The following is a 25226-nucleotide window of genomic DNA, read 5'->3' on the forward strand; positions in this document are numbered from 1 at the left end:
GCGCTCCCGCGACCGCGACTCAGGCGTGGCCGCCCACGGGCGCGGTCTCCGCTTCTAGCTGCTCGAGCTTGCGCGCCAGTGCGTCCGGCGACCGGGTGAAAGGCGCCAGCAGCGCGTAAAACGCAGGCACCACGAACAGCGACAGCAGGGTGGCGAACGCGACGCCGGAGATGATCACCACGCCGATCGTGGCGCGGCTGGCCGACCCCGGCCCGCCCGCGACCACCAGCGGCACCGCGCCCATGACCGTCGCCGCCGAGGTCATCAGGATCGGGCGCAGGCGCACCGCCGACGCCTCGGCGATCGCCTCGCGCACGCTGCGGCCCGCGTCGCGCAGCTGGTTGGCGAACTCGACGATCAGGATGCCGTTCTTCGCCGCCAGGCCCACCAGCATCACGATCCCGATCTGGCTGAACAGGTTGAGCGTGCCGCCGGTCAGCCACAGGCCGATCAGCGCGCCCAGCACCGCCAGCGGCACGGTCAGCATGATCACCAGCGGGTGGATGAAGCTCTCGAACTGCGCGGCCAGCACCAGGTACACGATCAGCAGCGCCATGGTGAAGGTCACCAGCACCGCGCCACCGGCGCGCTGGTACTCGCGGGTCTCGCCCTTCCAGTCGATCTGGGCGTACTCGGGGAGCTCCTCGGCCACCACGCGCTCGGTCCACGCGATCGCCTCGCCCATGCTGTAGCCGGGCGCGAGGCCGGCGCTGATGGTGATCGCGCGCAGCCGATTGAAGCGGTTGAACGTGCCCGGTTCGGCGATCTCGGCCAGGGTCACCAGGTTGGACAGCGGCACCAGAGCGCCGTCGCGGCTGCGCACGTACGTGTTGGCGAGGTCGGCCGGGGTCATCCGCGCCTCGCGCCCGGCCTGCACCATCACCTCGTATTCCTCGCCGTCCTGGACGAAGGTGGTGACCCGGCGAGAGCCCATCATCGTCTCGAGGGTGCGCCCGATCTCGTTGACCGACACGCCCAGGTCGGCCGCCCGCGCGCGGTCGATCTCCACCCGCATCTGCGGCCGGGTTTCCTTGTAGTCGGAGTCGGGATCCATGATCCCGGGGTTCTCCTCCATCCGCGCCAGCACCCGGTCGCGCCATTCGGCGAGCTCGGCGTAGTCGGGGCCGCCCAGCACCAGCTGGTAGCGCTGGCCGCGGGTGCCGACCAGGCCACCGGGCACGTTGGCGCGCACCAGCACCCCGGGCAGTTCCGCCAGCTTCGCGCGCACCGAGGCCACCACTTCGTCGGTCGCCACGTCGCGCCTGTTCCAGTCCTCCAGGAACACGATCACCTGGCCGGTATGCATCTCCTCGCTGCCGCCCCAGCCGCGCGGCACGCGCGCGTTGGCGCGCTGCACCGGCTTGCCCTCGCCCACCTGCTCGAGGATGATCCGCTCCACCTGCTGCATCTGGCTCACGGTGTAGTCGAAGCCCGCGCCCTCGGGGCCATCCATCATCAGGAAGAAGCGGCCGCGGTCTTCCGCAGGCGCCAGCTCGCTGGGGACGCGCGTGAACAGCAGCGCCGCCGCCAGCGCGCAGCCCCCCATCACCGCCAGCACCACGACCAGCAGCCGCGCGGGCGCCATCGTCACCAGCCGCTCCACCCGGCGCCCGTAGCCGGCGCTGACCCGGCCCAGCTGGCGGTTCATCCAGGCGTTGAATCCGGTGACCTTGCCGTGCGGGCGCAGCAGCTTCGAGCACATCATCGGGGTCAGGGTCAGGGCCACGAACGCCGACAGCGCCACCGCCGACGCCAGCGCCACGGACAGTTCGCGGAACAGCCGCCCGGTGTTGCCCTCCATCAGCCCCACCGGCAGGAACACCGACACCAGCACCGCGGTCGTCGCGATCACCGCGAACGCCACCTGCGCGGTGCCGCGGCGCGCCGCGACCAGCGGAGGCTCGCCGAGGTCGCAGCGACGCTGCGCGTTCTCCAGCACGATGATCGCGTCGTCCACCACCAGGCCGATGCACAGCACCAGGGCCAGCAGGGTGAGCAGGTTGATCGAGTAGCCGAACGCGTAGAGGGCGATGAACGAGGCGATCAGGCACACCGGGACGGTCACGGCCGGGATCAGCGCCGCGCGCAGGCTGCCCAGGAACAGCCAGATCACCAGGAACACCAGGACCATGGCCTCGCCCAGGGTCCAGTAGACGCGCTTGATCGAGGCATCGATGAAGGTGGTGCCATCGTAGGCGACGAAGATGTCCGTCCCCTCGGGCAAGGTCTGCTGGATCACCGCGGCCTCGGCGCGGGCCGCGCGCGCCACGTCGAGCGCGTTCGCGGTCGAGGTGCGCACGATGCCCAGGCCCACGTTCGGCACGCCGTTGCTGCGCAGGTAGGCGCGACGCTCCTCCGGCCCCAGCTCCACCCGGGCCACGTCGCCCAGACGCACCACGTAGCCGTCCTCGCCCTTGCGCAGCGGCATCTGCGCGAACTGCTCGGGCGCGCGGTAGCCGCGCTCCACGCGCAGGGTGAAGTCGCGGTCGGCCGATTCGATGCGGCCGGCGGGAAGTTCCACGTTCTCGCTGCGCAACGCCGACTCGATGTCGGAGGCGGTGATCCCGCGCGCCGCCATCGCGTCGCGGTCGAGCCAGATCCGCATCGCGTAGCGCTGGCTGCCGCCCAGCTGCACCCGCGCGACGCCATCGAGCGCCGACAGGCGATCGACGATGTAGCGCTCGGCGTAGTCGGTCAGCTCCATCGTGTCCATGGTCGTGGAGCGCATGTTCAGCCACACGATCACGTCGGCGTCCGCCTCCACCTTTGCGATTTCGGGCGGATCGGCCTCGTCCGGCAGGCGGTCCATCACCCGGCTGATGCGGTCGCGCACGTCGTTGGCCGCGGCCTCGATGTCGCGGGTGAGGTTGAACTCGATGGTCACGTCGGCGCGGCCGTTGCGGCTGCTCGACTGGATGGTGTTGATGCCCTCGATGCCCGACAGCGCGTCCTCGAGGATCTGGGTGACCCTGGTCTCGACCACCGCCGCCGATGCACCCGGGTAGGTCACGTCCACCGACACGATGGGCGGATCGATGTTGGGCAGCTCGCGCAGGGTCAAGCGCATGAACGACATCAGCCCGACCACCACCAGGAGCAGGCTGACGACCGTGGCGAAAACCGGGCGCCGGATCGAGAGGTCGGACAGCTTCATCGCAGGTCAGCCTTCGTTGCCGGCATCGGCGTCGTCCGCGGGCGTGGGCGTGGGCGACCGGGCGCCTGCGTCGGTGATTGCCATGCCCGGGCGCAGCTTGCCGGTGCCCTCCACCACGATCCGGTCCCCGGCCTGCACGCCTTCGAGCACTTCGACCGCACCGGCGCGACGTTCGCCCAGGCGCACCATGGCGCGCTCCACCGTCCCGCCTTCGGTCACCCGCCAGACGAAGGTGTCGCGACCCACCTGCACCACCGCGATCTCGGGGACCACCAGGGCCTCGCGCGAGGTGTGCCCGAGCTCGATCTGGACCAGCATGCCCGGACGCAGCCGCCGCTCGGCGTTGGGGAAGTCGCCGCGCACCATGACCGCGCGCGTGGCCGGGTCGATGCGGGCATCGATGCTGGCGACCTCGCCGGCGAACCGCACGCCCGGCCAGGCGACGCTGGTGCCGGTGAGCGGCAGGCCCGGGGCCAGCCGCGCCAGGTGTACTTCGGGCACCGGGAAATCGACGTACACCCGCGAGATGTCGTCGAGCGTCGCGACCACGGTCCCCGGCGTAACCAGCGCGCCCGGGCTGACCTGGCGGATCCCCAGGACCCCGGCGAACGGCGCACGGATGTGACGGTCGCCGATGTCGGCCCGCATCTGCGCCACCCGCGCCAGCGCCGCGTCGCGCGTGGCCCGCTGGGTGTCGAGCTGGGAACGGGAGATGAGCTGCTGCTGCACCAGTTCGCTGCCGCGGCGGTACTGCTGCTCCGCTTCGCGGGCCGCGGCCTCGGCGGCCTCGAGCGCGGCCTGCTGCTGCAGGCCCGAAAGCGTGACCAGGGTGGCGCCGGCCTGGACCTCGTCGCCGCTCTCGAAATGCACCCGCTCCACGGTCTCGCTGACCTTGGCGGTGATCGTCACCGACTCGCGCGCCTTGACCGTGCCCAGCGCCGAGATGGTGTCCTGCCAGGGCGCCGGCGCCACCACCGCGGTGGTCACCACCGCGGCCGCTCCCTGGCCGCGCGACCCGTTCGACGGGGACGAATCCCCGCAGCCGGCAACCAGGACAGCCGCGCAGGCCGCAACCAGCAGGGCGCGCAGCGACGGGGTACGGAAATCAGCGAACATCATCCACCGGGTCGAGGGCAACCGGCCGATTCTAGCGGCGCCAACGTGACGGCGTGCGTGCCAAAAGCCCTGCCCGGCAGGGCCGCCGCGGGTGTCAACCCGGCGCCCCCTCGTGCGTTGCATCCCGGTTGGGCGGACGCCGCCGACCGCGGAGCGTCCCACCTGGCCCGATGCGGGCACGGGCGCCCGCGGACCATGCCGTGCCTGCGGGGGCTATGCCCCGGGCCCCAGCCAGGGCAACGCCGGCTTGATCCTCACCGGCAGCCGCGACCAGCCGTCGAACCCGATGTCCTCGACCAGCCGCTGCTGGAACACGCGCAGCGCCGCCAGGACCTGACCGGTCCGCTCCCGGCACTCGGGCAACGGATACACCCGCTCCCCATGGACCAGCTTGTTGCGCATCGTCACCGCCGCCGGCACGTGCTGCCAGTACGCACCGCCGACGTAGGCGGCAAGCGCCTGCCCTCCGGGCGCGAACACCGGCCACAGCTCCTTGAGCTTGTCGAAGCCCAGGCGGTCGAACAGCACCTTCGACTGTCGCGAGGTAAAACCGCGCTGCACCGCGCAGTAGCGCAGCGCGCGGCGCAGCGTCTTCTCGAACGTGAACACCGAAGTGATCAGCGCCTCGGCGTGGTGGCCATGGCGCGTGAGTGCCGCCATGCGGCGTTCGGCTTCCTCGAAACCCAGCGTCACCGGATACATCGGGCCTCCCGTCGATCAGGTCGAAGGCAGCGCGTTGACGCCCCCCAACGGTGCAGGCACGGCAGGACGGTTCCATCCCCGTCGCGCAGCGGCCCGACATGGTCGTGGCCGGGACCGCCGCCTGGCGGGCCCGGCAGCGTCTGGCGCCAGCGATCGCTGCGGGCGACGCCGGCCACGCCGATGATGGTCCATGTCCGTTTCATGGCTCCTCCCGCGGATACCCGGCGCAGCCGCCCACCTTGTGTCGTCGCCGCGTGCCGTCATCGCGCTGGCGCTCAGGACTGCGGGTCGTATCCGAAGACGCGCAGCTCCTGGTCGCAGCGACAGGCCCGGGCGATGCGCGCGGCCCAGTCCAACGCCGCGTCGTCGGACGGTAGTTCCAGCACCGTGAATCCACCGTCGAGCGGCGGCGCCCAGGGATAGCCGCCTTCGGACACCGCGCCCGAGCCCGACACCAGCCGCGGCGCCACGCCCGCATCGATGCCTCCGCCGAAGACGTAGACGCCTGCCGCCTTCGCCTCCTCGATCACCGCGTGCGAGTCCCGGACGACGGCGTCCCACTCGCCCTCGGGCACGACCATCGCCGCGGCCGGGAATGACACCAGGTACTTCGCCATGTCCATCTCCGTGTCGTGGCGGCGCCATGGTCGCGGGCCGTCTTTCCTGCAAGCCTCGCAACGGCAGTCCGAGGCGATGCCGGGGCATGCCGGCCGGCGCTTGGGAACGCCGGGCACACCGGCTCAGGCGCGGGCGCGCTCCCACCGCCCCAGCGCCGCGAGTGCGTTGGCGCGGGCGCGGCGGATCACCGCGTCCTGCGCCTTGCCGGCATTGCTGGCCGGGTCCTCGGCCCAGACCTGCAGCGCGGCCGACTGCAGCGCGCGTCCGTAGGAGAACGACAGCACCCAGGGATGCGGCCCCATGCGGTTCATGGCGTCGAGATGGGCGGTGGCGCGCTCGTCGTCCTGGCCGCCGGACAGGAACAGGATGCCGGGCACGATCGCGGGCACCGTCGAGCGGATGCAGGTGAGCGTGGCCTCGGCCACTTCGTCCACGCCCGCCTCATCGTCCCCATCGCTGCCCGGCAGCACCATCGAGGGCTTGAGCAAGGTCGCGTCGAGCATCACGTTCTGCTGGTAGAGCGCGTCGAACAGCGAACGCAGCACCACCTCGTGCACCTCGTAGCTGGTGTCGAGGTCGTGGTCGCCCTCCATCAGCACTTCCGGCTCGACCATCGGCACCAGGCCCTGCTCCTGCGCCAGTGCCGCGAAGCGCGCCAGCGCATGGCTGTTGGATTCGATGCAGGTGCCGGTGGGGATCCCTTCCCCGATGCGGATCACCGCGCGCCACTTGGCGAAGCGGGCACCGAGCTTGCGGTATTCCTCCAGGCGCTGGCGCAGGCCATCCAGGCCCTCGGTCACCACCTCGCCCGGGCAGCCGGCCAGCGGCTGGCTGCCCTTGTCCACCTTGATCCCGGCCAGGATCCCCTGGTCGTCCAGGTAGCGGGCGAACGGCACGCCGGTACTGGTCGACTGGCGGATGGTCTCGTCCGACAGGGCCACGCCGCTGATCGACCCGGCCAGCCCGGGCGCGGTGATCAGCAGTTCGCGATAGGCGCGCCGGTTGGCCTCGCTGTTCGGCAGCCCCACGTCGGCGAAGCGGCGCGCGATGGTAGGGCCGGACTCGTCGATGGCGAGGATGCCCTTGCCCGCGGCCACCAGTGCGCGCGCATTGTCGGCGAGGTCTTCGATGCTCATCTCGGAAGGGCCGGCAGCACGGACGGCGGAAGTATACGCGGCTCCGGTGGCGGGCCTGCCGCCCGACACGCCGATCCGGCGCACCTCCGGCCGAACGGGCGGCGGCGGACGCCGCCACCCGTGGCCGGATCAGGACGGGTCCGGAAGCGGATTCCACCGCAGCAGCGCCAGCGTGAGCACCGCCATTCCCGACGCGAAGACGACCAGCGGCCATGCGGTCGCACCATCGAGCAGCACCACGCAGGCCGTCCCCACGACGCCGGTGACCAGGCTTTGCAGGCAGAAGTGGAGCGCGACGGCGCGGCCGGCGATGTCGTCGAACCCGGCAAGCGCCCCGTTCGCCGTGACCGAAGCCGCGAGCGCGATGCCGGCGGCCACGATCCACATCGGTGCCACGAAGCTCCAGAACGACGGCGCGAGCCACGACTGCCCGGCGGCCAGCGCCACCGCACCGGCGAGCAGCAGGGCCATGCCGCGGGCCAGGCTGCCTGCGGTTCCCCAGCGCCGGATGTGGTGCTTGGCCAGCCAGCTGGTCGCCATCATCACCAGCGCCACCGTGGAGAACGCGAGGCTGAAGCCCGTCTCGGCGAACCCGGCCCCGTCGATCAGCACGCGCGGCGCCGTCGAGAAGAACACGAAGAACGTGCCCATCGCCGCGCTGAACCCCAGCGTGTAGGTACGGAAGGACGGGCTGCGCACCATTGCCCCGAACCCGGCGCCCCGCAGTCCGCGGCAAGGCGGCCGCGTCTCGCGCCAGCGGGGTTCGGCGTACAGGGCCGAGAGCGCCGCAAGCGCGCCGAGCAGCAGGAACACGCCCTGCCAGTCGAGGATCGCGATGACCAGGGCGCCGGCCAGCGGACCCAGCGCCGGCACGCATGCCAGCATGCCGTTGAGCAGCCCGTAGACCACCGTGCTGCGCGGATCGCCGGCATAGACGTCGCGCACCGTGGCGAACAGCGCCACCAGCGCCGCCGACGCGCCCGCGGCCTGCACCAGGCGCAGGCACACGAAGGGCACGGCCGAGGTGGTCGCCGCCAGCGCGAACGACGCGGCTGCGAACACGAAGGCCCCGCAGAACAGCACGGGCCTGCGGCCGACGCGGTCCGACACCGGGCCGAACAGCAGCTGCCCCACCCCGAGCACCACCAGGTACACGGTCAGGGTCAGCTGGACCACGGCGGGGGTGGTTCCCAGGGCCGCCGGCATGCGGGGCACGGCCGGCAGGTAGATATCCATGGCCAGCGACGCCAGGATGTTGAAGGGTGCCAGCAGCAGCATGGCCGCAGGCAGGGTACGGGCCCAGGGCCCGTCGCTCTGGATAGGAGGCATGACGAATCGTCCGCTTGAATGTGGAATCCAGCGGCGATCTGCTCGTCGTCAGCGTTGGACAATCATGCAGACAGCCGCAACAACAGGGAGCCTGTCGCTGCGGCCATTCAGTCCGACGATTTCGAGTCCATGTTCGCGGGCCTGCTCGGAGGCCGCGCACTATAAAGGATCGACGGCGGCCGTCAAAGCTCGCCGAGGCCCTCGGCGCGGCCGTCCTTGCCCACCTGCAGCAGGCGCAGGGTGTTGGTGGCGCCGTGGGTTTCCATGTGCTCGCCGCTGGTGAACACCACACGGTCGCCAGTCTCCAGCACGCCCGCCTCGACCAGCAGCTGGATGCTGCCGCGCGCGGCCTGGCGCGGGGTCTGGCCGCGGCTGTCGTAGTCGATCGGGAACACGTCGCGCATCAGCGCCATGCGCCGGCGCGCGCCGGCATGGCGGGAGAAGGCGTAGATCGGCGGGCCGGCGCGATAGCGCGAGAGGTAGCGCGCGGTGCCGCCGGACTCGGTCATCGCGACGATCGCGGCCACGCCGATGTGCTCGCTCAGGAACATCGACGCCATCGCGATCGCCTGGTCGGCGCGCTCGAGGCCGCGCTCGGCCTTCTCGAAATCGAAGTCGTGGGCGAACTGGCGCTCGGCGCCGATGCAGATGCGGGCCATCGCCTCGACCGCGCGCACCGGGAAGCTGCCGGCCGCGGTCTCGGCCGAGAGCATCACCGCGTCGGTGCCGTCGATCACCGCATTCGCGACGTCCAGCACCTCGGCGCGGGTCGGGATCGGCGAATCCACCATCGACTGCAGCATCTGGGTGGCGGTGATCACCACCTTGTTGCGCGCCAGCGACTCGCGGATGATCTTCTTCTGCAGCCCCGGCAGCTCGGCGTCGCCGATCTCCACGCCCAGGTCGCCGCGCGCCACCATCACCACGTCGCTGGCTTCGATCACCTCGGCCAGGTTCTCGATCGCCTCGGCACGCTCGACCTTCGAGACCATCGCCGCGTCGCTGCCGTGCGAGCGGGCGATCGCACGCGCCTCCTCCATGTCCTCGGCGTTGCGGCAGAACGAGACCGCGATGAAGTCGACGCCGATCTGGGCGGCGACGCCGATCAGTTCGCGGTCGCGCTCGGTGAGCGCGCCCAGCGACAGGCCGCCGCCGAGCTTGTTCAGGCCCTTGCGGTCTGACAGCACGCTGTCGTTGAGCACGGTGTTGACGATGCGCTCGCCCTCGATGCGCTCGACGCGCAGCTGCACCAAGCCGTCGTCGAGCATCAGTACGTTGCCGGGAGCGAGGTCGCCCGGCAGGCCGAGGTAGCTCACGCCGACCTCGTGGCGGGTCCCCGGCGGCGCGTCCTCGCGCGCGACCAGGTCGAAGCGGTCGCCGGCCTTGAGTTCGACCTTGCCTTCCGCAAAGCGCTCGACGCGGATCTTCGGACCTGGAAGGTCGGCAAGGATGCCGACTTCGACGCCGACGCGCGCCGCCGCTTCACGCACCGCCTGCGCGCGCGCGATCTGCCCGGCGGGATCGCCATGCGAGAAGTTCAGCCGCACCACGTTCACGCCGGCCCGCAGGATCGCGTCGAGCACGCCCGGCGGATCGGTGGCCGGACCGAGGGTGGCGAGGATGCGGGTACGGCGACGATGCTCGGACATGGGCAGGAAACCGTTGCAGGCGGAATTGTCCGGGCGAAGCGCCCGAACGGGACCGCTATCCTAGCCCAGCCGGGGTGCGATATCGCGCGACGTCGCCGGCGCCGCGCGATGCGGAAAGACCGCGTTTCGATACCCGTCCGTATATCTCAGCCGCCGCGCGCTTCCAGCGCGGCCACCGCCGGCAGGGTCTTGCCCTCGAGGAACTCCAGGAACGCGCCACCGCCGGTGGAGATGTACGACACCTTGTCGGCGATGCCGTACTTGTCCACCGCCGCCAGCGTGTCGCCGCCGCCGGCGATGGAGAACGCCGCCGAGTCGGCGATCGCGTGCGCCAGGGTACGGGTGCCGTTGCCGAACGCGTCGAACTCGAACACGCCCACCGGTCCGTTCCACACCACGGTGCCCGCCTTCGCGACCAGCGCGGCGTAACGCGCGGCGGTGTCCGGGCCGATGTCGAGGATCAGGTCCTCCTCGCCCACCTCGGCCACCGGCTTGACCGCGGCCTCGGCATCCGGGTGGAACTGGCGCGCGACCACGACGTCGGTCGGCAGCGGGATGTCGGCGCCGCGCGCCTTCGCGTCGGCGATGATCGAACGCGCGGTGTCCAGCAGGTCGGGTTCATGCAGCGACTTGCCCACCGGCAGGCCCTGCGCGGCAAGGAAGGTGTTGGCGATGCCGCCACCGACGATCAGCTGGTCGACCTTGCCCACCAGGTTGGTGAGCAGTTCCAGCTTGGTCGAGACCTTGCTGCCGGCGACGATCGCCAGCAGCGGCCGCGCCGGCTTGTCCAGCGCCCTGGCGAGCGCGTCGAGCTCGGCCATCAGCAACGGGCCGCCCGCGGCGACCGGGGCGAAGCGGATCACGCCGTGGGTCGAGGCCTGGGCGCGGTGTGCGGTGCCGAACGCATCCATCACGAACACGTCGCAGAGCGCGGCGTACTTCTTCGCCAGCTCCTCGCTGTCCTTGCCCTCGCCCACGTTCATGCGGCAGTTCTCGAGCAGGACGATGCCGCCCGGCTCCACCTCCACGCCGTCGACCCAGTCGCGCACCAGCGGCACCGGCCGGCCGAGGAGTTCGCCCAGGCGGCGCGCCACCGGCGCCAGCGAGTTCTCCTCGCTCCACTCGCCCTCCTTGGGCCGTCCCAGGTGCGAGGTCACCAGCACCGTGGCGCCGGCGTCGAGGGCGGCGCGCAGGGTCGGGATCGAGGCCACGATGCGCTGTTCGGAGGTGATCCGGCCGTTGTCGATCGGCACGTTCAGGTCCTGCCGGATCAGCACGCGCTTGCCGGACAGGTCGAGATCGGTCATGCGGAGGATGGTCATGGGCATCGTTCGCTGCGTGGCGTGAGCCATCCATTGTCCGCGCGCGGCAGGTGGCAGGCAAACGTTGCGCCTGCCACCATCGCCTCAGTCGCGCGGGCCGCGCAGCAGGCGAAAGGCCATCGCGGCGACCATCGCCGCACCGGCCACCAGCAGCCCCCAGAGCATCCAGGTCGTCCAGTCGCGGGCCGGGCGCAGCGCGGCGTCGCCGGCGAGCGGCGCGCCTTGCCCGAGCGTGGCCAGCGGCGGCTGCCAGTCCGCGCCACGCGCCGAACGCACCGCTTCGAGCGATCTCGCGACGGGGGCGTCGCCGCGCACGGCGCGCGCGTTGCCGGCCACCACGCGGAAGGGCGGCGCGTCGCCGGCCACGAACACCAGCGACTCCGGCCGCCACCCCAGTCGCAGCACGGGCGGCCGTGCCGGCGCCGGCATCGCCTCGAGCTTCCAGTAGCGGTCGCGCAGCGGGCGCGCCAGCGGCTGCGGCGGTGAGCGCTCGTCGCCGATCCGGAAGCCGAGCCAGGGGCCGGCGCGCTCCACCCAGGGCGCATCGGCCTCGTCGCGGCTGTACAGGCGCCACTGCGCCGTCGCGCCGGCGGCGAGCGACACGTCGACGCTCTCGACGGGAAAGCGGCCGTCGAGTTCGTACAGGAGCGCCTCCGCGTCCCGGCCGGCGCCCGGTCGTCCCTCCAGGTCCAGCCACTGGACGGGCCCCACGCGCGCCGGTTCCTCGCCGCGCTCCGCCTCCACCTTGGTCACGACCAGCCGCCCGGCACCCGACAGCGGCACCAGGCGCAGGTAGCGCGCGGCCGCCCCCACCGGCAGCCGGTCGCGGCGCAGGCGCAGGCCCCCGCCATGCAGGTCGAACAGGACCGCGCTCGACTGCAGCACGCGCCACTGGCGCAGGTCGTCGCTGCCTTCGATGCGGAACGTGGCTTCGAGCGGCGACGGCGCCTCGCGCCAGTCCAGCACCAGCGCGTCGATGGATCCACGCATCGCGCTCGCATCGACCAGCCAGCTGGTCGACGCCGCCGGCGCGGTCGCATCCGCGTCCATGCGCACGTCCACGCGCACCACGCTGCCATCGGTTGCGCGTTCCACCACGAGCGCGAGGTCCCCGCCGCGACCGGCATCGGCGCCAGGCAAGGGAAACCAGGGCAATGACGAGCGTACCGTCGCCACTTCCACCGGAGCGCGCGCGGCGAGCAGCTGGGCGGGCACCGGGCGACCCTGCCCATCGAGGACATCGACGTCGTCGAGCCGCGGCGAGAGCGCGGCGCGGTACACGTCCGGACCGAGTTCGACGCGGTACAGGCCGGCTTCGGCGTCCGGCAGCGACAGCGGCCACTGTCGCGCGTAGTCCGCTGCGCCGGCCGCCACGGACGTCGCGAATCCCAGGCCCAACGCCACCAGCAGGACGGACGCCCTCATGCCATCGCTCCTTCGCGGGTCGTACTGCGCGGCGGCGCCGGCGCGAGGTAGCCCACCAGCGTGCACAGCAGGCCGTAGGCGATGAACGAGCCGATGCCGAACAGGTCGCCCAGGTGCTGGCGGTCGACCAGCACCAGCTTCGCCAGCACCACGCCCATCAGCACCGCGCCGGCCAGCCACAGCAGGCGCTGGCCGCGGCGCGAACCGGAGATCCATCCCGCCACGCCGAGCAGGCTCCAGACCACGGTCAGGCTGGCCTGCGCCAGCGCGCTGCTGGCCAGGCCGGCGTCCCACGCCACCCCGCCCCAGTGGTGCACCGAGCGCAACGTGAGCGTGGTCGCCAGGAGGAATCCGGCGGCCGCGAGCAGGCCCGCGCGCGTGCCCTCCAGCCGTGCCGCCCGCGCGGACCAGAGCCAATGCGCCAGCAGCGCCAGCAGGCCCACCTGCACCAGTTCGAGCGGGTTGAGCACTGCCACCCACGGAAGCGGTGCCGCGCTGCCCGCGGCGAACTGGCTGGCGAACCACCACAGGGCAAGCGCGACCGCCACCAGCGCCTGCAGCACCGGCCGCAGGGGGTCGAGGTCCCCGCCGCGCGGCGACCGCAGCACTGGCCAGTGCCGCTGCGACAGCACGAACAGCACGATCCACGGCAGCACGAGCGCCGCCAGCTCCCAGCCCTCGCCGAAGCCCTGGCGGTCGGCCAGCCACGCCAGCGACAGCGATACCGCCAGCGGCCAGCCCAGCCACCATCCGAACTGTGCCCAGTCGGCCAGCGCGTCGTCGTCGCGCAGGCAGGCCAGGCTGCGCAGCCCCAGCACCGCAAACGCCAGCCATGCCCATGCGCCGGCGCCGGCGAACGGGTGACCGTGTTCGCCGGCCTGGGCCAGCGCGAACGGCACCGCCGCGAGCATCGCGACCAGCACCGTCGCCGACAGCACGCGCGCGGGCCGCACGCGATGCGCCTCGGCCGCCAGCCACCCGCTCAGCACCAGCGCGGCGAATCCGGCAGCCAGCGCGGCACCGGGGGGAACGAAGGCGTCGATCTCCAGAGCGAGGTTGGCGCCCCACCAGCACAGGCCCCACAGGTAGTACGCCAGGGCAATGCGCGACGCGCCGGCCGCGCGGCTGGTCCACGCACTGGCGAACCCGGCCAGGGCGATCAGCAGCATGCCCATGAAGCCCGGGTTGAGCAGCGGCCGCACGAAGCCGTCCAGCGCTTCGTCGCGCGCCAGCAGGTGGAAGACGCCCGCCGCCAGCTGCAGGGCGGCGCCTGCCACCTGCGGCAACCTCCGGCGCTGGCGCAGGCCCAGCCAGACCAGTCCCGCGCCCTCGAGCGCGAATACGCTCGCGGTCGCCTGCGCCGACAGCGCCAGCGGCACGGCCAGCGTCGCGAAGCCGGCCGCGAGCAGCGCATGCGCATCCGACAGCAGCCGGTACCCCTCGCGCCGGCGCAGCAGCCACGCCAGCACCGCATAGAGCGCGGCCAGTCCGAGCGCGCACCAGGCCAGCGGCATGCGCTCGCCTTCGAGCAGCGCCGCCTGCAGCGAGAACGCCACCAGCGGCGTGCCGAACAGCAGGCAGCCGTCGATCATGTCCCGCCGGCCCTCCGGCTGGCGGCGCGCGAACAGGATCGGCAGGAGCAGGTAGAAGGCGAAGAACAACGCCAGGAACGGCTGGGTGGTGTCGCGATACTCGGGTGCGTAGGCCAGCACGCCCCAGGCGATGCCGATGCCCCAGGTGAACACGAAGCCAAGCAGGTTCAGCAGCCGCCACGACCTGACCCAGGCGATGGCGACGATCGCGGCATTGAGCACCGCGTAGTACGAGAACAGCGCGACGTGGTTGCCGCTGCCGGTGGACAGCCAGATGGGCGCAAGGAAGCCGGCGACGATGCCCAACCCCGCCATGCTGCGCGAATCCTGCAGCACCGCCAGCACGCACAGCCCCGCGACCAGGGCGATGCTCAGCCCGAACGCCGCCGTCGCCGGCAACAGCCCGTAGACCTTGAAGGCGGCGAAGACGACCAGCAGCAGCACGCCGATCGCCCCGCCCTGCAGCGCCAGCGCGAACGCAGGACGCGCCTGCCGCTGGCGCCAGCCGAAGGCCAGGCCCGCGATCGCGGCCAGGGCGACGCCCGCCAGGCGCAGTTCGACCGGCATCCGCAGCCAGCCCTGGTCGCTGGCGTACTTGAGCAGCGCCGCCACGCCGGCCAGCAGCACCAGCATGCCGACCTTCACCGGCACGTTGCCGACGGTGACCCAGCGCCGGACGGCGCGCAGGAACGAACCGCCCCCGTCCGCCGCGGCACCCGCGTGCGGCGACCGACGCGGCGAGGCGGCCTGCGCCTGGTTATCGGCGCCCGCGGCGCGTGCGGCGGCGGCCGCGGCGCCCTGGTCCGCCGTGGCGCGCGGCGGCAGCGGCGGGGGCACCGCCGGCCCGGCTTCCTGCGGCGGGACGTGCGGACCTGGCCCCGGCGCAGCGCCCGGCTCGACCTGGAAGGGAGCGGAGATTCCCGAGGCCGCCCCGGTGGCATGCCGGACGGTGCCCCGACCCGTGGCCGAGAGGGGAACCGCTTCGCGCTGCGGCGACGGCGCGGCCGCGTCCGCCGTTCCCGCGCGCAGCCGGGCGACGGCGTCCTCGAGCTCCCGCACCCGCCGCCGGAGAGCGGCCACCGACACCAGCGCCACGACCAGCAGCACCGGCATGGCGAGCACGGCCAGCGCCAGCAGGGTCAGCAGTCCTTCCATCGCGTCCTCCCCGCGCGCCCTGCGCAGGCGCAACGCCGGCCACATTAGCCGGACGGATGCCGAAAACAAGGAGCCCCGCCAGGGGCGGGGCTCCGGTATCGCCTGCGGCTACCGCCGGCTCACTTGCCGGCGACCACGCGCACCATTTCCAGGCACTTGTTCGAGTAGCCCCACTCGTTGTCGTACCAGGCCACGATCTTCACGAAGGTCGGGTCGAGCTGGATGCCGGCGTCGGCATCGAACACCGAGGTGCAGGTCTCGCCGATGAAGTCGGTGGCCACCACCTTGTCCTCGGTGTAGCCGAGGATGCCCTTGAGCGCGCCTTCGCTCTGGGCCTTCATCTCGGCCTTGATCTCCTCGTAGGTCGCCGGCTTCTCGAGCTCGGCGGTGAGGTCGACGACCGACACGTCGGAGGTCGGCACGCGGAACGACATGCCGGTGAGCTTCTTGTTGAGCGACGGGATCACCACGCCCACGGCCTTGGCCGCGCCGGTGGACGAGGGAATGATGTTCTCGAGGATGCCGCGGCCGCCGCGCCAGTCCTTGCTGCTCGGGCCATCCACGGTCTTCTGGGTGGCGGTGGCCGCGTGCACCGTGGTCATCAGGCCGCGCTTGATGCCCCACTTGTCGTGCAGCACCTTGGCCACCGGCGCCAGGCAATTGGTGGTGCACGAGGCGTTGGAGATGATCGCCTCGCCCTTGTAGGTGTCGTGGTTGACGCCGAACACGAACATCGGCGTGTCGTCCTTCGACGGCGCCGACTGGATGACCTTCTTCGCCCCCGCGTCGAGGTGCTTCTGGCAGGTCTCCTTGGTCAGGAACAGGCCGGTGGACTCGATCACCACCTCGGCACCCACCTCGTCCCACTTGAGGTTGGCCGGGTCGCGCTCCTGGGTCAGGCGGATGCGGTTGCCGTTGACGATGAGCGTGTTGCCCTCGACCGACACCTCGCCCTTGAAGCGCCCGTGCACCGAGTCGAAGCGCAGCATGTAGGCCAGGTACTCGGGCTCGAGCAGGTCGTTGATGGCGACGATCTGGATGTCGCTGAAGTTCTGGACCGCCGAGCGCAGGACGTTGCGGCCGATGCGGCCGAACCCGTTGATGCCTACCTTGATCGCCATGGTGCGCGGACTCCTGGAACAGGTTGGGGACAAGGCCCGGGATTCTAGCATTCCGGCGCGGGCCGCCCGGTCCCGGCGCGGCCGCCACGCGGTGGTTGCGGCTGCAATGATCCTGATCAAGGTCGCGGCCCCGCGGGCTGCCCAGACTTGGCGCACCCCACACACGGAACAACGCCAATGTCCCGCATTCCCGTCCTGCTTGCCGCGGCCGTCGCCGCCTCCCTCGCCCTGCCGGCCGCCGCCCAGTCGCGCGGCGACTGGACCCTCGGCGTCGGCGTCCACTCGGTCGACCCCAAGTCCGACAACGGCCGTCTCGACGCCACCGCCCTGGAGCTGGGCCTCCTGCCCCCGACCGAGGTGGGCAGCAGCGTCCGCCCGACCATCACCGCCGAGTACTTCATCCGCGACAACCTGGGCATCGAAGTGCTGGCCGCCGCGCCGTTCCAGCACGACATCAGCATCCGCGGCCTGGGCAAGGTGGGCAGCACCCGCCACCTGCCGCCGGTGGTCTCGCTGCAGTACCACTTCGCCAACGCCAGCGCGGTCACCCCCTTCGTCGGCCTGGGCGTGAACTACACCACCTTCTTCAGCGAGGACACCACCGGCGCGCTGTCGGGCACCCACCTGTCGCTCGGCGATTCCTGGGGCCTGGCCGCGCACGCCGGCATCGACATCGCCATCGGCGAACGCGGCGCGCTGCGCATCGACGCCCGCTGGGCCGACATCGACACCACGGTGAAGGTCAACGGCGTCGACGTCGGCAAGGCCAACCTCGACCCGCTGGTGTACGGCCTGGCCTGGGTCTGGAAGTTCTGACCGGCCACAGCCTGCGCCGGAGATCGCCCACGCCGGCGCGCGTGGGCGCTTCTGCCCGGGACCACCGCGCGTCGCGGCGCTGTCCGCGGCGCGCCACTGGCCGCCTCCGCGCCGCCGCACTACAGTGCGCGCATGCGCATCATCACTGCCCTCGCCGCCCTCGCCTTCGCCCTGTCCTGGCCGACCGCCGCCCACGCCTGGGGCCCGCTCGGCCACCGCCTCGTCGCGCGCCTGGCCGAATCCCGGCTCGACCCGGCGACCCGCGCCGAGGTCGAACGCCTGCTCGCCACCGAAGGCCTGCAGTCGCTGGCCGACGTCGCCAACTGGGCCGACAACCTGCGCGAGCTGGATCCGGACCTGGGCCGGCGCACGTCGCGCTGGCACTACGTCAACCTGGGCGAGCTGGGCTGCCGTTACGACGCGGACGCCGCCTGCCCGGGCGGCCACTGCGTGGTGGAGGCGATCTCCGCCCAGGCCGCGATCCTCGGCGACCGCAGCCGCAGCGACGCCGAGCGCCTGCAGGCGCTGAAGTTCGTGGTCCACTTCGTGGGCGACGTCCACCAGCCCATGCACGGCGGCAACGCCCGCGACCGTGGCGGCAACAACGTCCAGGTCAACCTGCACGGCAAGGGCACCAACCTGCACGCGCTGTGGGACAGCGGCCTGCTGCGGTCGGCGCGGCTGGACGAGGAGCGCTACCTGCAACGGCTGCAGGAGGCCGAAAACGGGCCACCGGCCACCGCCCAGGACACCAGCACCCCGGCGCAGTGGGCCGAGCAGTCGTGTGCGATCGCGGTGGAGGCCTACCCGCCCAGGGCCACGATCACGGACGCATACCTGGCACAGCATCGGCCGGTGGCCGAACGGCAGGTGCAGATCGCGGGCGAACGACTCTCCGCATTGCTGGGTACCGTCCTGGCCCGTGCCCCGGCCACGGAGATCCCCGACGCCGACTGACCGGAGCCTCCGCGGATCGACCGTGCTCCGCGTCCCGTCTAGGCTCCGCCCCGCATCGCCATCGTGCCGCCCGGATTTCCCGGCGAGCCGGGCGCCGGCTGCGGTTGGAACGCGTTGTACGGGCTGAACTGGCCGAGCGTGCCCTGGAACAGCATCGCGGCGACCGGCGGCGCACTGACGATCAGCGTCGTCAGGATCAGGCCGAGCCCCCCCTGCTGCATCGCCATGCTCGTGACACTCTCACCATCGCTGCCGAAGCCGAGGATGTTGCTGATCCAGAACGCAGTGCCGACGGCGATCACCATGTCCAGCGCGAGCGTGACGGTCACCGTCAACACTGCCATCGAGAAGATGGCGCCGATTCCGTACAGCAACCATCTGTGGAACAAGGCCTTGGTCTGGTCGAACAGCAGGCACAGGATGAAAACCGGCCCCAGTGCCAATACCAGGCCGATCGCGAACTTGTTGAGCATGATCGCGGCGGCGGCGGTGATCGCCGGGAGCCCTAGCCCGGCTGTGATCATCGCCATCGACCGCTCCTTCTGCCCACGCGTTTCTTCGTCGTAGGTCCCGTCCACGGAGTCCACCACCACGAGCGCAGCCTGGAGGATCGCCAGGCTGCGGTCCACGTTTGCGTAGGCCCCTTCTGGATCCGCGTCGCCGGTCATGGTCTCGTTGATCGTCCGTGACAACCCGTCGGTCACGGCTCCGTAGATCGGACCGAATGCGGCACCGATCCCCAGCGCGACGCCTACGATGAACGTCGCCCGCAGCGCATTGACCACCAGCGCCATCATCGACTCCCGCGACTGCCCGGTGACGATCCGGAAACCTTGCACCATGATCCACAAGGTGAGCACCAGCACCCCGATTCCACCGAGCACCCGCATCACGCGTTGGCCGAGGTTCGGCAGATACTCGTGGATCAGTTCGTCGTCGATGAAGCCGTGGATCTCGTGGAAGAACACGAAGTTTGGCAAACCCGCCGTCACGGGCACCAGGTCCTGGATGGTCTGTGCATACAGTTGCATGCCGGTATCCTTTCCGTCATGTGCCGCCGGTTACCACCGACGCCTGCCGGTAATGATCAGCGCTCGCGGCTTCTCGCGATCTCCAGCGCCGCCTTCAGCGTCCCGTACTGGACAAGCTGGGCATCCAACCGCCTGCTGTTGCTGAAGGCCACGCGTCCGTAGTACGCCATGTCGTTGCGCAACGCCTCGATCTGCTGCGCGTAGTACTGCAGCTGCCTCTGCGCATTCTCCATCTCCGCTGCCTGCGCCGCCTGCAGCTGTTCAATCGCGTTGCTGTTGCGCGCGAGCCTTCCGCGCTCATCCGGCCTCGCGCTCGCACTGTCCCGCTGCAGCTTGGCGATCTCCCGGTCGTTGTCCTGGATCTTGCCGATCACATCCACCAGGAAGTTGTGCCTGCGGTTGTCCAGGCGGACCATCTTCGCGCAGGCTTCGTACTGCTTCTCCCGGGCCGCGTTGACACGCCCGGGTCCAAACCCGCCGCCCCCTCCGACCAGCGTGAGCAGACCACCACCGGAGGGACTGCCGCAGCGCTGCCCCAGAAACGCATCTTCCGTGCGGCGCTCGATGTTGGTGTCGCGGGGGCCCGGATCCCACCCCGGCTTCAGGCCGTCGAGCTGCTGTTCGCGGATGTCCCGCAGCTGCGCCTCGAGCTGCTGGACCTGCTGGAAGATCTGGCGCAGCTGGTTGGTCTCGTCCCGATACATCTGTGCGTACTGCTGGGCCCAGGCGAACCGGTTGGTGTTGATGTGAAGCGCGTCCGTGACGGGCGTCTGCGCCGCAACCGGGCAGGCCAGGGACAGGCCGAGAAGGAGCGCGACTGCGGCGAGTGCAGTTCTGGGGAATGTCGGACTCATCGGAAGCTCCTTATCCTCATCCTGTGGACTCTCGTGACCGTCCAACCTCGACGAACTGCGGGCGCGAGACCTGTGGCGTACCCCCGGATTGGCCCGGGGCCGAGTTGCGTTCGCTCGCCTCCGACCGCTCACCAGTGCGACCGGAGCCCTTCCTCTCCCGATAGAACAAGGGCAGCCAGTCGTCCGGGGCCAAGCCGTCCGGGACAGTACCCTGCCTCGCGGCTACCTCGGCGAGGATCCGGTGCATGATCGCGATGTTGCCGGTGTTCGCCGAGATCACCGCCAACGCGTCATCCAGCCCGCGCAAGTTGAGCTGGCAGACGGCGGACGCATGCCCCTGCTTGACCAGGAACGTCCGGGAGCGTTCGTCAAGCCCCTTGACCACATCGAACTCGGCCTCGGTCAGCTTGAGTCCATCGATGTAGTCCTTGCGAGAGGCATTCGGGTTGGGCAGGAGCACCATAGTTGCGGTCTGCTCGATCAGCGCGGCCGAAATGTCGCTGGACAGCGCGTCCTCCGGGCTCTGCGTGGCGAAGATCCCGAAGCCGTTCTGCTTGCGGATGGTCTTCTGCTTGTTCTTGGCAAACTCCTTGAGACCGCCGCCGCCGTCGAGGATCTTCCAGAATTCGTCCATCACGTAGATCAACCGACGGCCGTCGATCATCTGCTCCAGCCGGTGGAGCAGGTAGTTGATGACGGGCACCCGCACCTCCGGATTGTCGATAAGATCCGTGTAGTCGAAACCGATGATGCTGGCTCGCTCCAGGTCGATGGTGTCGGCCGGGTTGTCGAAGACCCAGCCGAGCGCATGCCCAGCGGTCCACCTGCGCAACCGGGCGTACAAACCGTCGTCACCCATGTTGGGCAAGCTCTTTCGCAGGTTGGACAGGGTCCGCAGGTGCATCGGCATGTCCATTACGCCGTCGACGGCACGATGGATGTCCTCGTCCTCCCGCGCGCTGTAGCGCTCCTTTCCTGCCAATACCTTCACGAGACCTGCCAGGAACTGCGTGTTCGATTCGTTACGCTCGCACTGGAAGGGGTTGAACCCGGTGGGCGCACCGTTCTCGAGGGCCAGATAGTTGCCGCCGCAAGCGCGCACGAAGATCTCGGCGCCACGGTCCTTGTCGAAGAAGAAGATCGTCGGGCACGGATCGAACTTCTGCACCTGGCTCAGCAGGAAGTTGATGAGTGCGGTCTTGCCGGTCCCGGACTTTCCAATCACCATCGTATTGGCGATGGCCTTCTCATCAAGCGAATCTTCTGCAGGATGGGTGGCGTGGAAGTTGAAGTAGTATGGCTGTCCGTTGGTTGTCTGAAGCACTGTCACGCACTCGCCCCATGGATTGCGATCACGCTTTCCCGAGGCGAAGCTGTGCAGCGGCGAAAGACCAAGAAAGTTCAGCGAGCTGACGTTGGCAAGGCGCGTCCGGCACGACCAGTTCCCGGGCAACTGGGAATAGAACGCAGAGCACACCGCCAGGTCTTCGCGCGCAGACACGAACCCGGCATTCGACAGTTCGGCGCGGGCACGGGCGATGTTCTGCGCCAGCTGCTCCTGGCTGTCGGCATACAGGGCCATGACGAAGTGGTACTCGCCGAGCACGAAACTGCCGGAGGCCACCTGGTCCATGGCGTGGTCGAGTTCCGCAATCTGGCTGACCGCCTTGTCGCCGGACGAGATCATCATCCCCTTGGTGCGGTCGAGCACCCGCAGCGCGTCCTGCCGCCCCATCGGGCTGAACGAATGGGTGATCACGTACTCGAAGTCGAGGTACTTGAGCCCGTTGAGGATGCCCGGCCAGGTCCCGTCGCAGTATTCCTTGATGTTGAGGATCGCGCCGAAGACGTTTCGTCCTTCCGGAGTTCGGATGAGGAACTCGCCCGTCCGGCTGGAGAAGACGTGCCGACTGACCGCCAGGTAATCGTGGACCGGCGCAGCAAGGGCAGGCACGGGTTCGTCGATGCGGTTGAGGACGAATCCGAAATGCTCGAGGACCTCGGAGAAGACAACCCCATTGTCCGCCTCGTACAGGCCGAGCCGTACAGGGGCATAGTCCTTGAGAACGGCCTCGACGTTGCCGGCGAGCTCCATCAGCTTGGCGACCGACTGGTCCTGCTGTGCCTGGAGTACGCCCAGATCCCACGAACGTTCAACCAGCCGCTTCCCGACCACGATCGGACGGTAGAGCATTGTCAGGTAGAGCTCGTTGCGCATGCTCCGCTGCGACGACAGCATGCCGAAGTAATGGTCCGACAGCACCTGGTTGAACCGGGCGTCGAATCGCCCCATGGACTCGATGCCCCCACGCCGCCGCAGGTCATGCACCCAGAAGGCAACGTTGACGAAGTCCGGGGCGCGGAGGGACTGGAGCATCCGGTTGAACGTGTCGTGGCGATGCTCGATCTCCCATTCTTCCCGACCGACGAACGGCAGTCCGTCCAATCGCCACGTCATCAGGAAGTCCCCGCCCGTGGTCTTCACGACGTGCCGCGAGACATGGGACGATAGCGGGATCAGGCCCGCAATCGGCGCGTCGGCAACAAGTCTTCGTGGCTCAGCGGCAGGCATGTTGGCGGAACCCTTTCCGGTAGCTGTTCGGGGCGAACACCCACATGCCCTTGTGGTAGACCCGGTTCCGCACCTTCACGCGGAACCTCAGCCTCAAGCCGAGCAGGCGGAAGATCATTTCGTCGCGCCGGGCCATCTGCCGCATGACGAGCACCACCACTGGTAGCAGGACGATGAAGTACGGGTGGATGTAGAACGCGAGTAGCAGGCAGCTGCCGCCGGCGATCGTGAACGGCACGTACGGCACGCCCATGAACATGGGCGGCCGCGTGCAGCCACGGAAGACGATGTCCTTGCGCATGTCAGCACATCATCCCGACGATGCCGATCCAGCCATTCCCCTCCAACGCGACTCCACCGTTGTCTGCGAGCAGCATGCGCGAGATCTGCGCCGCGGCACCAATGAGGAATCCTCCGATCAAGACCGGTGCGACATCGCTGATGCGCTTGTGGTTGAACGCGATCTGGTAGCCGGCGAAGATCACCGCGATGGTGACGATGGCCACGGAGGCGATGTTGAGCAGCCCTGTGATGCTGGTGAAGAAGCTGTTGACCTTTCCGGCCGCATCGACGCTGCCGGGGGCGGCCAGCGCGAGGCCCGGCATGGCCACGACCATGGCGGCAATGGTCCTGGCGGGCAGGCTGCCCGGGGCAAAGATCGAAGTGGGGATGCGATGTGCATGGTTCATGGTTCCGTTCCCTGGTTGATTGCGACGAGCCGTCGGCTCCGGGACCTCGTTCAGAACACGAAAGCTGCGTCCCTTGACGCCGTTGGCGTGCTGGTTGCCGAGTTTCCTTGCAGGGCACCCGCCGTCGGCGGCGACGGATGCGCAGGAGGTGGTACGACGTCAGCGGCTGGCGCCACCGGACGCATTGGCGGCGCCCCGCGTGGCTGCAGGTACACCGGGCCCGAGGCTTCCGACGGGAACGCCGGCACGCTGTTCCGGGTCGCGAGCTGTGGCACATCGATCGCCACGCCACCGGGCTCGGGATCGACTGCCACGGCCGGCCCCTGGATGCGGCGCTCAAGCAGCGACGCCCGTTCCGCTTGGCCACGGCGCTGGCCCGTTGGCGACGGACCGGATCCGGCCAGCGGAACGGGATCCGAACCGGGCGGGTCCTGACCCGCGCCATTCCAGGTGGCGAGGACCTTCTGCACGTATCCGTGTTGGAATCCGGTCCTGAAGTCACCGGAGTAGTAACAGCTCAATGCCTTGCCCCAGTCGCCCTTGGCGCGATCGTGGCACTCGGCGAGGATCTTCGATCCGGCCTGCAGGTTGGCGCACACGTCGAAGGCACGTTCGTAGCTGTCCAGGCCATACGGTCGCAGATTGTGCCGGTTGACCTGCGCGATCCCGAGCGAGAAGTTGAACCCTCTTTTCTCCAGCATCCTCGCCGTCGCCACGGCTTCGTCGCGGTTGCGCGGCTGGCGCACGAGTCGTCCTCCAACCACGCCGATGGCATAAGGGTTGAAGCCGGACTCCACGCGCACGACATGGCGCATGACCTCTACCGGGACCGACAGGTCCGCGCAGGCCGCGAGCTCAAGCCCGGGCAGCATGAACTGTCCCTCCCGGCACGCAGAGCCACGTCAAGTATCCGGCCGCGCAGTCTTCCATCTTCGTTCCCTCTCAGTGACCCGCCATCCTCCGCTCCGGATCGAAGTCGATCCCTGTGATGCAGCGCCGGCCCGAATGCGCCTTGATATGCACCACGATATCGATCGTCATCATCAACAGCCGCTTGATGACGGAGAACTCGAGCCCGGAACCCTCCGCCGACGCCTTGATCATGAGCGCGAGCTGGTCCCAGGCCTGCGCCGTACTTCCTGCATGGCAGCTCGTGATCGAGCCGGGATGACCCGAGGCGCAGTTGCGGACGAAGTAGAAAGCCTCGTCGCCACGCAGTTCGGCAAGGATGATCCGGTCCGGCTTCATGCGCAGGCACGCCTCCATGCAGGTCTTGGCGGTGACGTTGCTCGCGCTCTGCCCGCCTTTGGAGTAGAGCAGGTGAACCACGTTGGGTTGTGGGATGAAAAGCTCTCGCGCATCCTCTATCGTCACCAGCCGCTCGCCGGCATCGATGTGGTTGACCAGTGACTTCATGAAGGTGGTTTTTCCGCTACCCGTGGCGCCCGCCACCACCACGTTCTTGCGGCACTGGACCGCCTGGCTGAAGAACTGCCGGTACTCGCCCGCACGCAGCAGTCCCTGGAGCTCGCGGTCCTGGCCGCTGACTTGCCCAGCGTCCCGCACGATTTCCGAGAAGAACCCGTCATCCTGGTACTGCTCCAGGGTCCTGCTGGACCGCGCCGGCAGGCGTATGGTGATTGAGACCTTGTTGGCATCGCAGGCTGGCGGAATCACGAACTGCGCCCGCTGCCCGGTCGGAAAGGTCAGGGACACCATGGGTTCGGCATCGGTGATGCGTTGGCCAGTGTTGCTCTCGTTCACGACCGAAGTGCAGAACTGCCGCGCGCGCTCGTAGGTGAGCGTCGGGACTTCCACCCGCTGCCAACCCCGTACCGTCTCGAGATAGAGCTCGCCTGGCCGGTTGATGCAAATCTCCGTCACGTCCGGCGATGACAGGTGCTCCGCGATGCCCAGCACCCGGTACTGGTACTCGAGGAATTCGCCGCTGATGTCCACCGTTCCGGGCTTTGTGCCATCCATGCATT

Annotated in this window: 20 protein-coding genes; 2 read left to right on the forward strand and 18 right to left on the reverse strand. The window is 69.8% G+C overall.

Annotation, left to right across the window (positions count from 1 at the left end; translation table 11 throughout):
• Positions 1 to 19 precede the first annotated feature (19 nt).
• The 11 genes from LUTJ29_RS0112870 to gap form a co-directional block, all read right to left on the reverse strand.
• Positions 20 to 3154, reverse strand: a complete 3135-nt coding sequence (locus LUTJ29_RS0112870; protein ID WP_027072873.1) for an efflux RND transporter permease subunit — start codon at positions 3152 to 3154, stop codon at positions 20 to 22.
• A gap of 6 nt (positions 3155 to 3160) precedes the next feature.
• Positions 3161 to 4270 (reverse strand): efflux RND transporter periplasmic adaptor subunit, encoded by a 1110-nt coding sequence (locus LUTJ29_RS17430; protein WP_051323018.1) that lies wholly within the window; start codon positions 4268 to 4270, stop codon positions 3161 to 3163.
• Positions 4271 to 4483: 213 nt separating this feature from the next.
• Positions 4484 to 4972: a hypothetical protein gene (locus LUTJ29_RS0112880; RefSeq protein WP_027072874.1), complete on the reverse strand. Its 489-nt coding sequence runs from the start codon at positions 4970 to 4972 to the stop codon at positions 4484 to 4486.
• Positions 4973 to 5247: 275 nt separating this feature from the next.
• The gene (locus LUTJ29_RS0112885; protein WP_027072875.1) at positions 5248 to 5589 is read right to left on the reverse strand and encodes a transcription initiation protein; all 342 of its coding nucleotides are present in this window, start codon (positions 5587 to 5589) and stop codon (positions 5248 to 5250) included.
• A 123-nt stretch (positions 5590 to 5712) separates the two neighbouring features.
• A complete protein-coding gene (locus LUTJ29_RS0112890) occupies positions 5713 to 6726 on the reverse strand; it encodes a class I fructose-bisphosphate aldolase (RefSeq protein ID WP_027072876.1) in 1014 nt (337 codons plus the stop codon).
• Positions 6727 to 6855: 129 nt separating this feature from the next.
• On the reverse strand, positions 6856 to 8046 hold the full coding sequence (gene cml / locus LUTJ29_RS17435) for a CmlA/FloR family chloramphenicol efflux MFS transporter (RefSeq protein WP_144774166.1): 1191 nt from the start codon (positions 8044 to 8046) through the stop codon (positions 6856 to 6858).
• Between the two features lie 191 nt (positions 8047 to 8237).
• Positions 8238 to 9704: a pyruvate kinase gene (gene pyk, locus LUTJ29_RS0112900; protein WP_027072877.1), complete on the reverse strand. Its 1467-nt coding sequence runs from the start codon at positions 9702 to 9704 to the stop codon at positions 8238 to 8240.
• Positions 9705 to 9850: 146 nt separating this feature from the next.
• Positions 9851 to 11026, reverse strand: coding sequence for a phosphoglycerate kinase (locus LUTJ29_RS0112905; RefSeq protein ID WP_027072878.1), 1176 nt, complete (start codon positions 11024 to 11026; stop codon positions 9851 to 9853).
• An 84-nt stretch (positions 11027 to 11110) separates the two neighbouring features.
• Positions 11111 to 12451 (reverse strand): DUF3999 domain-containing protein, encoded by a 1341-nt coding sequence (locus LUTJ29_RS0112910; protein WP_027072879.1) that lies wholly within the window; start codon positions 12449 to 12451, stop codon positions 11111 to 11113.
• Positions 12448 to 15198, reverse strand: a complete 2751-nt coding sequence (locus LUTJ29_RS0112915; protein ID WP_027072880.1) for a DUF2339 domain-containing protein — start codon at positions 15196 to 15198, stop codon at positions 12448 to 12450. Before LUTJ29_RS0112915 ends, LUTJ29_RS0112910 begins: the two co-directional genes overlap by 4 nt.
• 119 nt (positions 15199 to 15317) lie before the next feature.
• Positions 15318 to 16319 (reverse strand): type I glyceraldehyde-3-phosphate dehydrogenase, encoded by a 1002-nt coding sequence (gap, locus tag LUTJ29_RS0112920; RefSeq protein WP_027072881.1) that lies wholly within the window; start codon positions 16317 to 16319, stop codon positions 15318 to 15320.
• A 177-nt stretch (positions 16320 to 16496) separates the two neighbouring features.
• Here gap and LUTJ29_RS0112925 point away from each other — a divergent pair, with 177 nt between their 5' ends.
• Complete coding sequence (locus LUTJ29_RS0112925) at positions 16497 to 17135, forward strand: OmpW family outer membrane protein (protein ID WP_027072882.1); 639 nt, start codon at positions 16497 to 16499, stop codon at positions 17133 to 17135.
• Positions 17136 to 17267: 132 nt separating this feature from the next.
• Positions 17268 to 18092, forward strand: a complete 825-nt coding sequence (locus LUTJ29_RS17440) for a S1/P1 nuclease (protein ID WP_043741391.1) — start codon at positions 17268 to 17270, stop codon at positions 18090 to 18092.
• Between the two features lie 38 nt (positions 18093 to 18130).
• Here the strand turns inward: LUTJ29_RS17440 and LUTJ29_RS17445 are convergent, their stop codons facing one another.
• From LUTJ29_RS17445 to virB11, 7 genes are all read right to left on the reverse strand, one after another.
• Positions 18131 to 19123 (reverse strand): type IV secretion system protein, encoded by a 993-nt coding sequence (locus LUTJ29_RS17445; protein WP_051323003.1) that lies wholly within the window; start codon positions 19121 to 19123, stop codon positions 18131 to 18133.
• Between the two features lie 56 nt (positions 19124 to 19179).
• Entirely contained in the window at positions 19180 to 19977 is a 798-nt protein-coding gene (locus tag LUTJ29_RS0112940; RefSeq protein ID WP_027072883.1) for a hypothetical protein, read from the reverse strand.
• Positions 19978 to 19993: 16 nt separating this feature from the next.
• A complete protein-coding gene (locus tag LUTJ29_RS17450) occupies positions 19994 to 22549 on the reverse strand; it encodes a VirB4 family type IV secretion/conjugal transfer ATPase (protein WP_084524874.1) in 2556 nt (851 codons plus the stop codon).
• A complete protein-coding gene (locus tag LUTJ29_RS0112950) occupies positions 22536 to 22850 on the reverse strand; it encodes a VirB3 family type IV secretion system protein (RefSeq protein WP_027072884.1) in 315 nt (104 codons plus the stop codon). Before LUTJ29_RS0112950 ends, LUTJ29_RS17450 begins: the two co-directional genes overlap by 14 nt.
• A 1-nt stretch (position 22851) precedes the next feature.
• On the reverse strand, positions 22852 to 23166 hold the full coding sequence (locus LUTJ29_RS17455; RefSeq protein ID WP_232221218.1) for a TrbC/VirB2 family protein: 315 nt from the start codon (positions 23164 to 23166) through the stop codon (positions 22852 to 22854).
• A 122-nt stretch (positions 23167 to 23288) separates the two neighbouring features.
• Positions 23289 to 24110 carry a lytic transglycosylase domain-containing protein gene (locus LUTJ29_RS18460; RefSeq protein ID WP_084524875.1) on the reverse strand — a complete coding sequence of 274 codons (822 nt, stop codon included), beginning with the start codon at positions 24108 to 24110 and terminating at the stop codon, positions 23289 to 23291.
• 70 nt (positions 24111 to 24180) lie between these two features.
• A complete protein-coding gene (gene virB11, locus LUTJ29_RS0112960; protein ID WP_027072885.1) occupies positions 24181 to 25221 on the reverse strand; it encodes a P-type DNA transfer ATPase VirB11 in 1041 nt (346 codons plus the stop codon).
• Positions 25222 to 25226 lie beyond the last annotated feature (5 nt).

The organism is Luteimonas sp. J29, assembly GCF_000472505.1.
Lineage (GTDB): Bacteria > Pseudomonadota > Gammaproteobacteria > Xanthomonadales > Xanthomonadaceae > Luteimonas.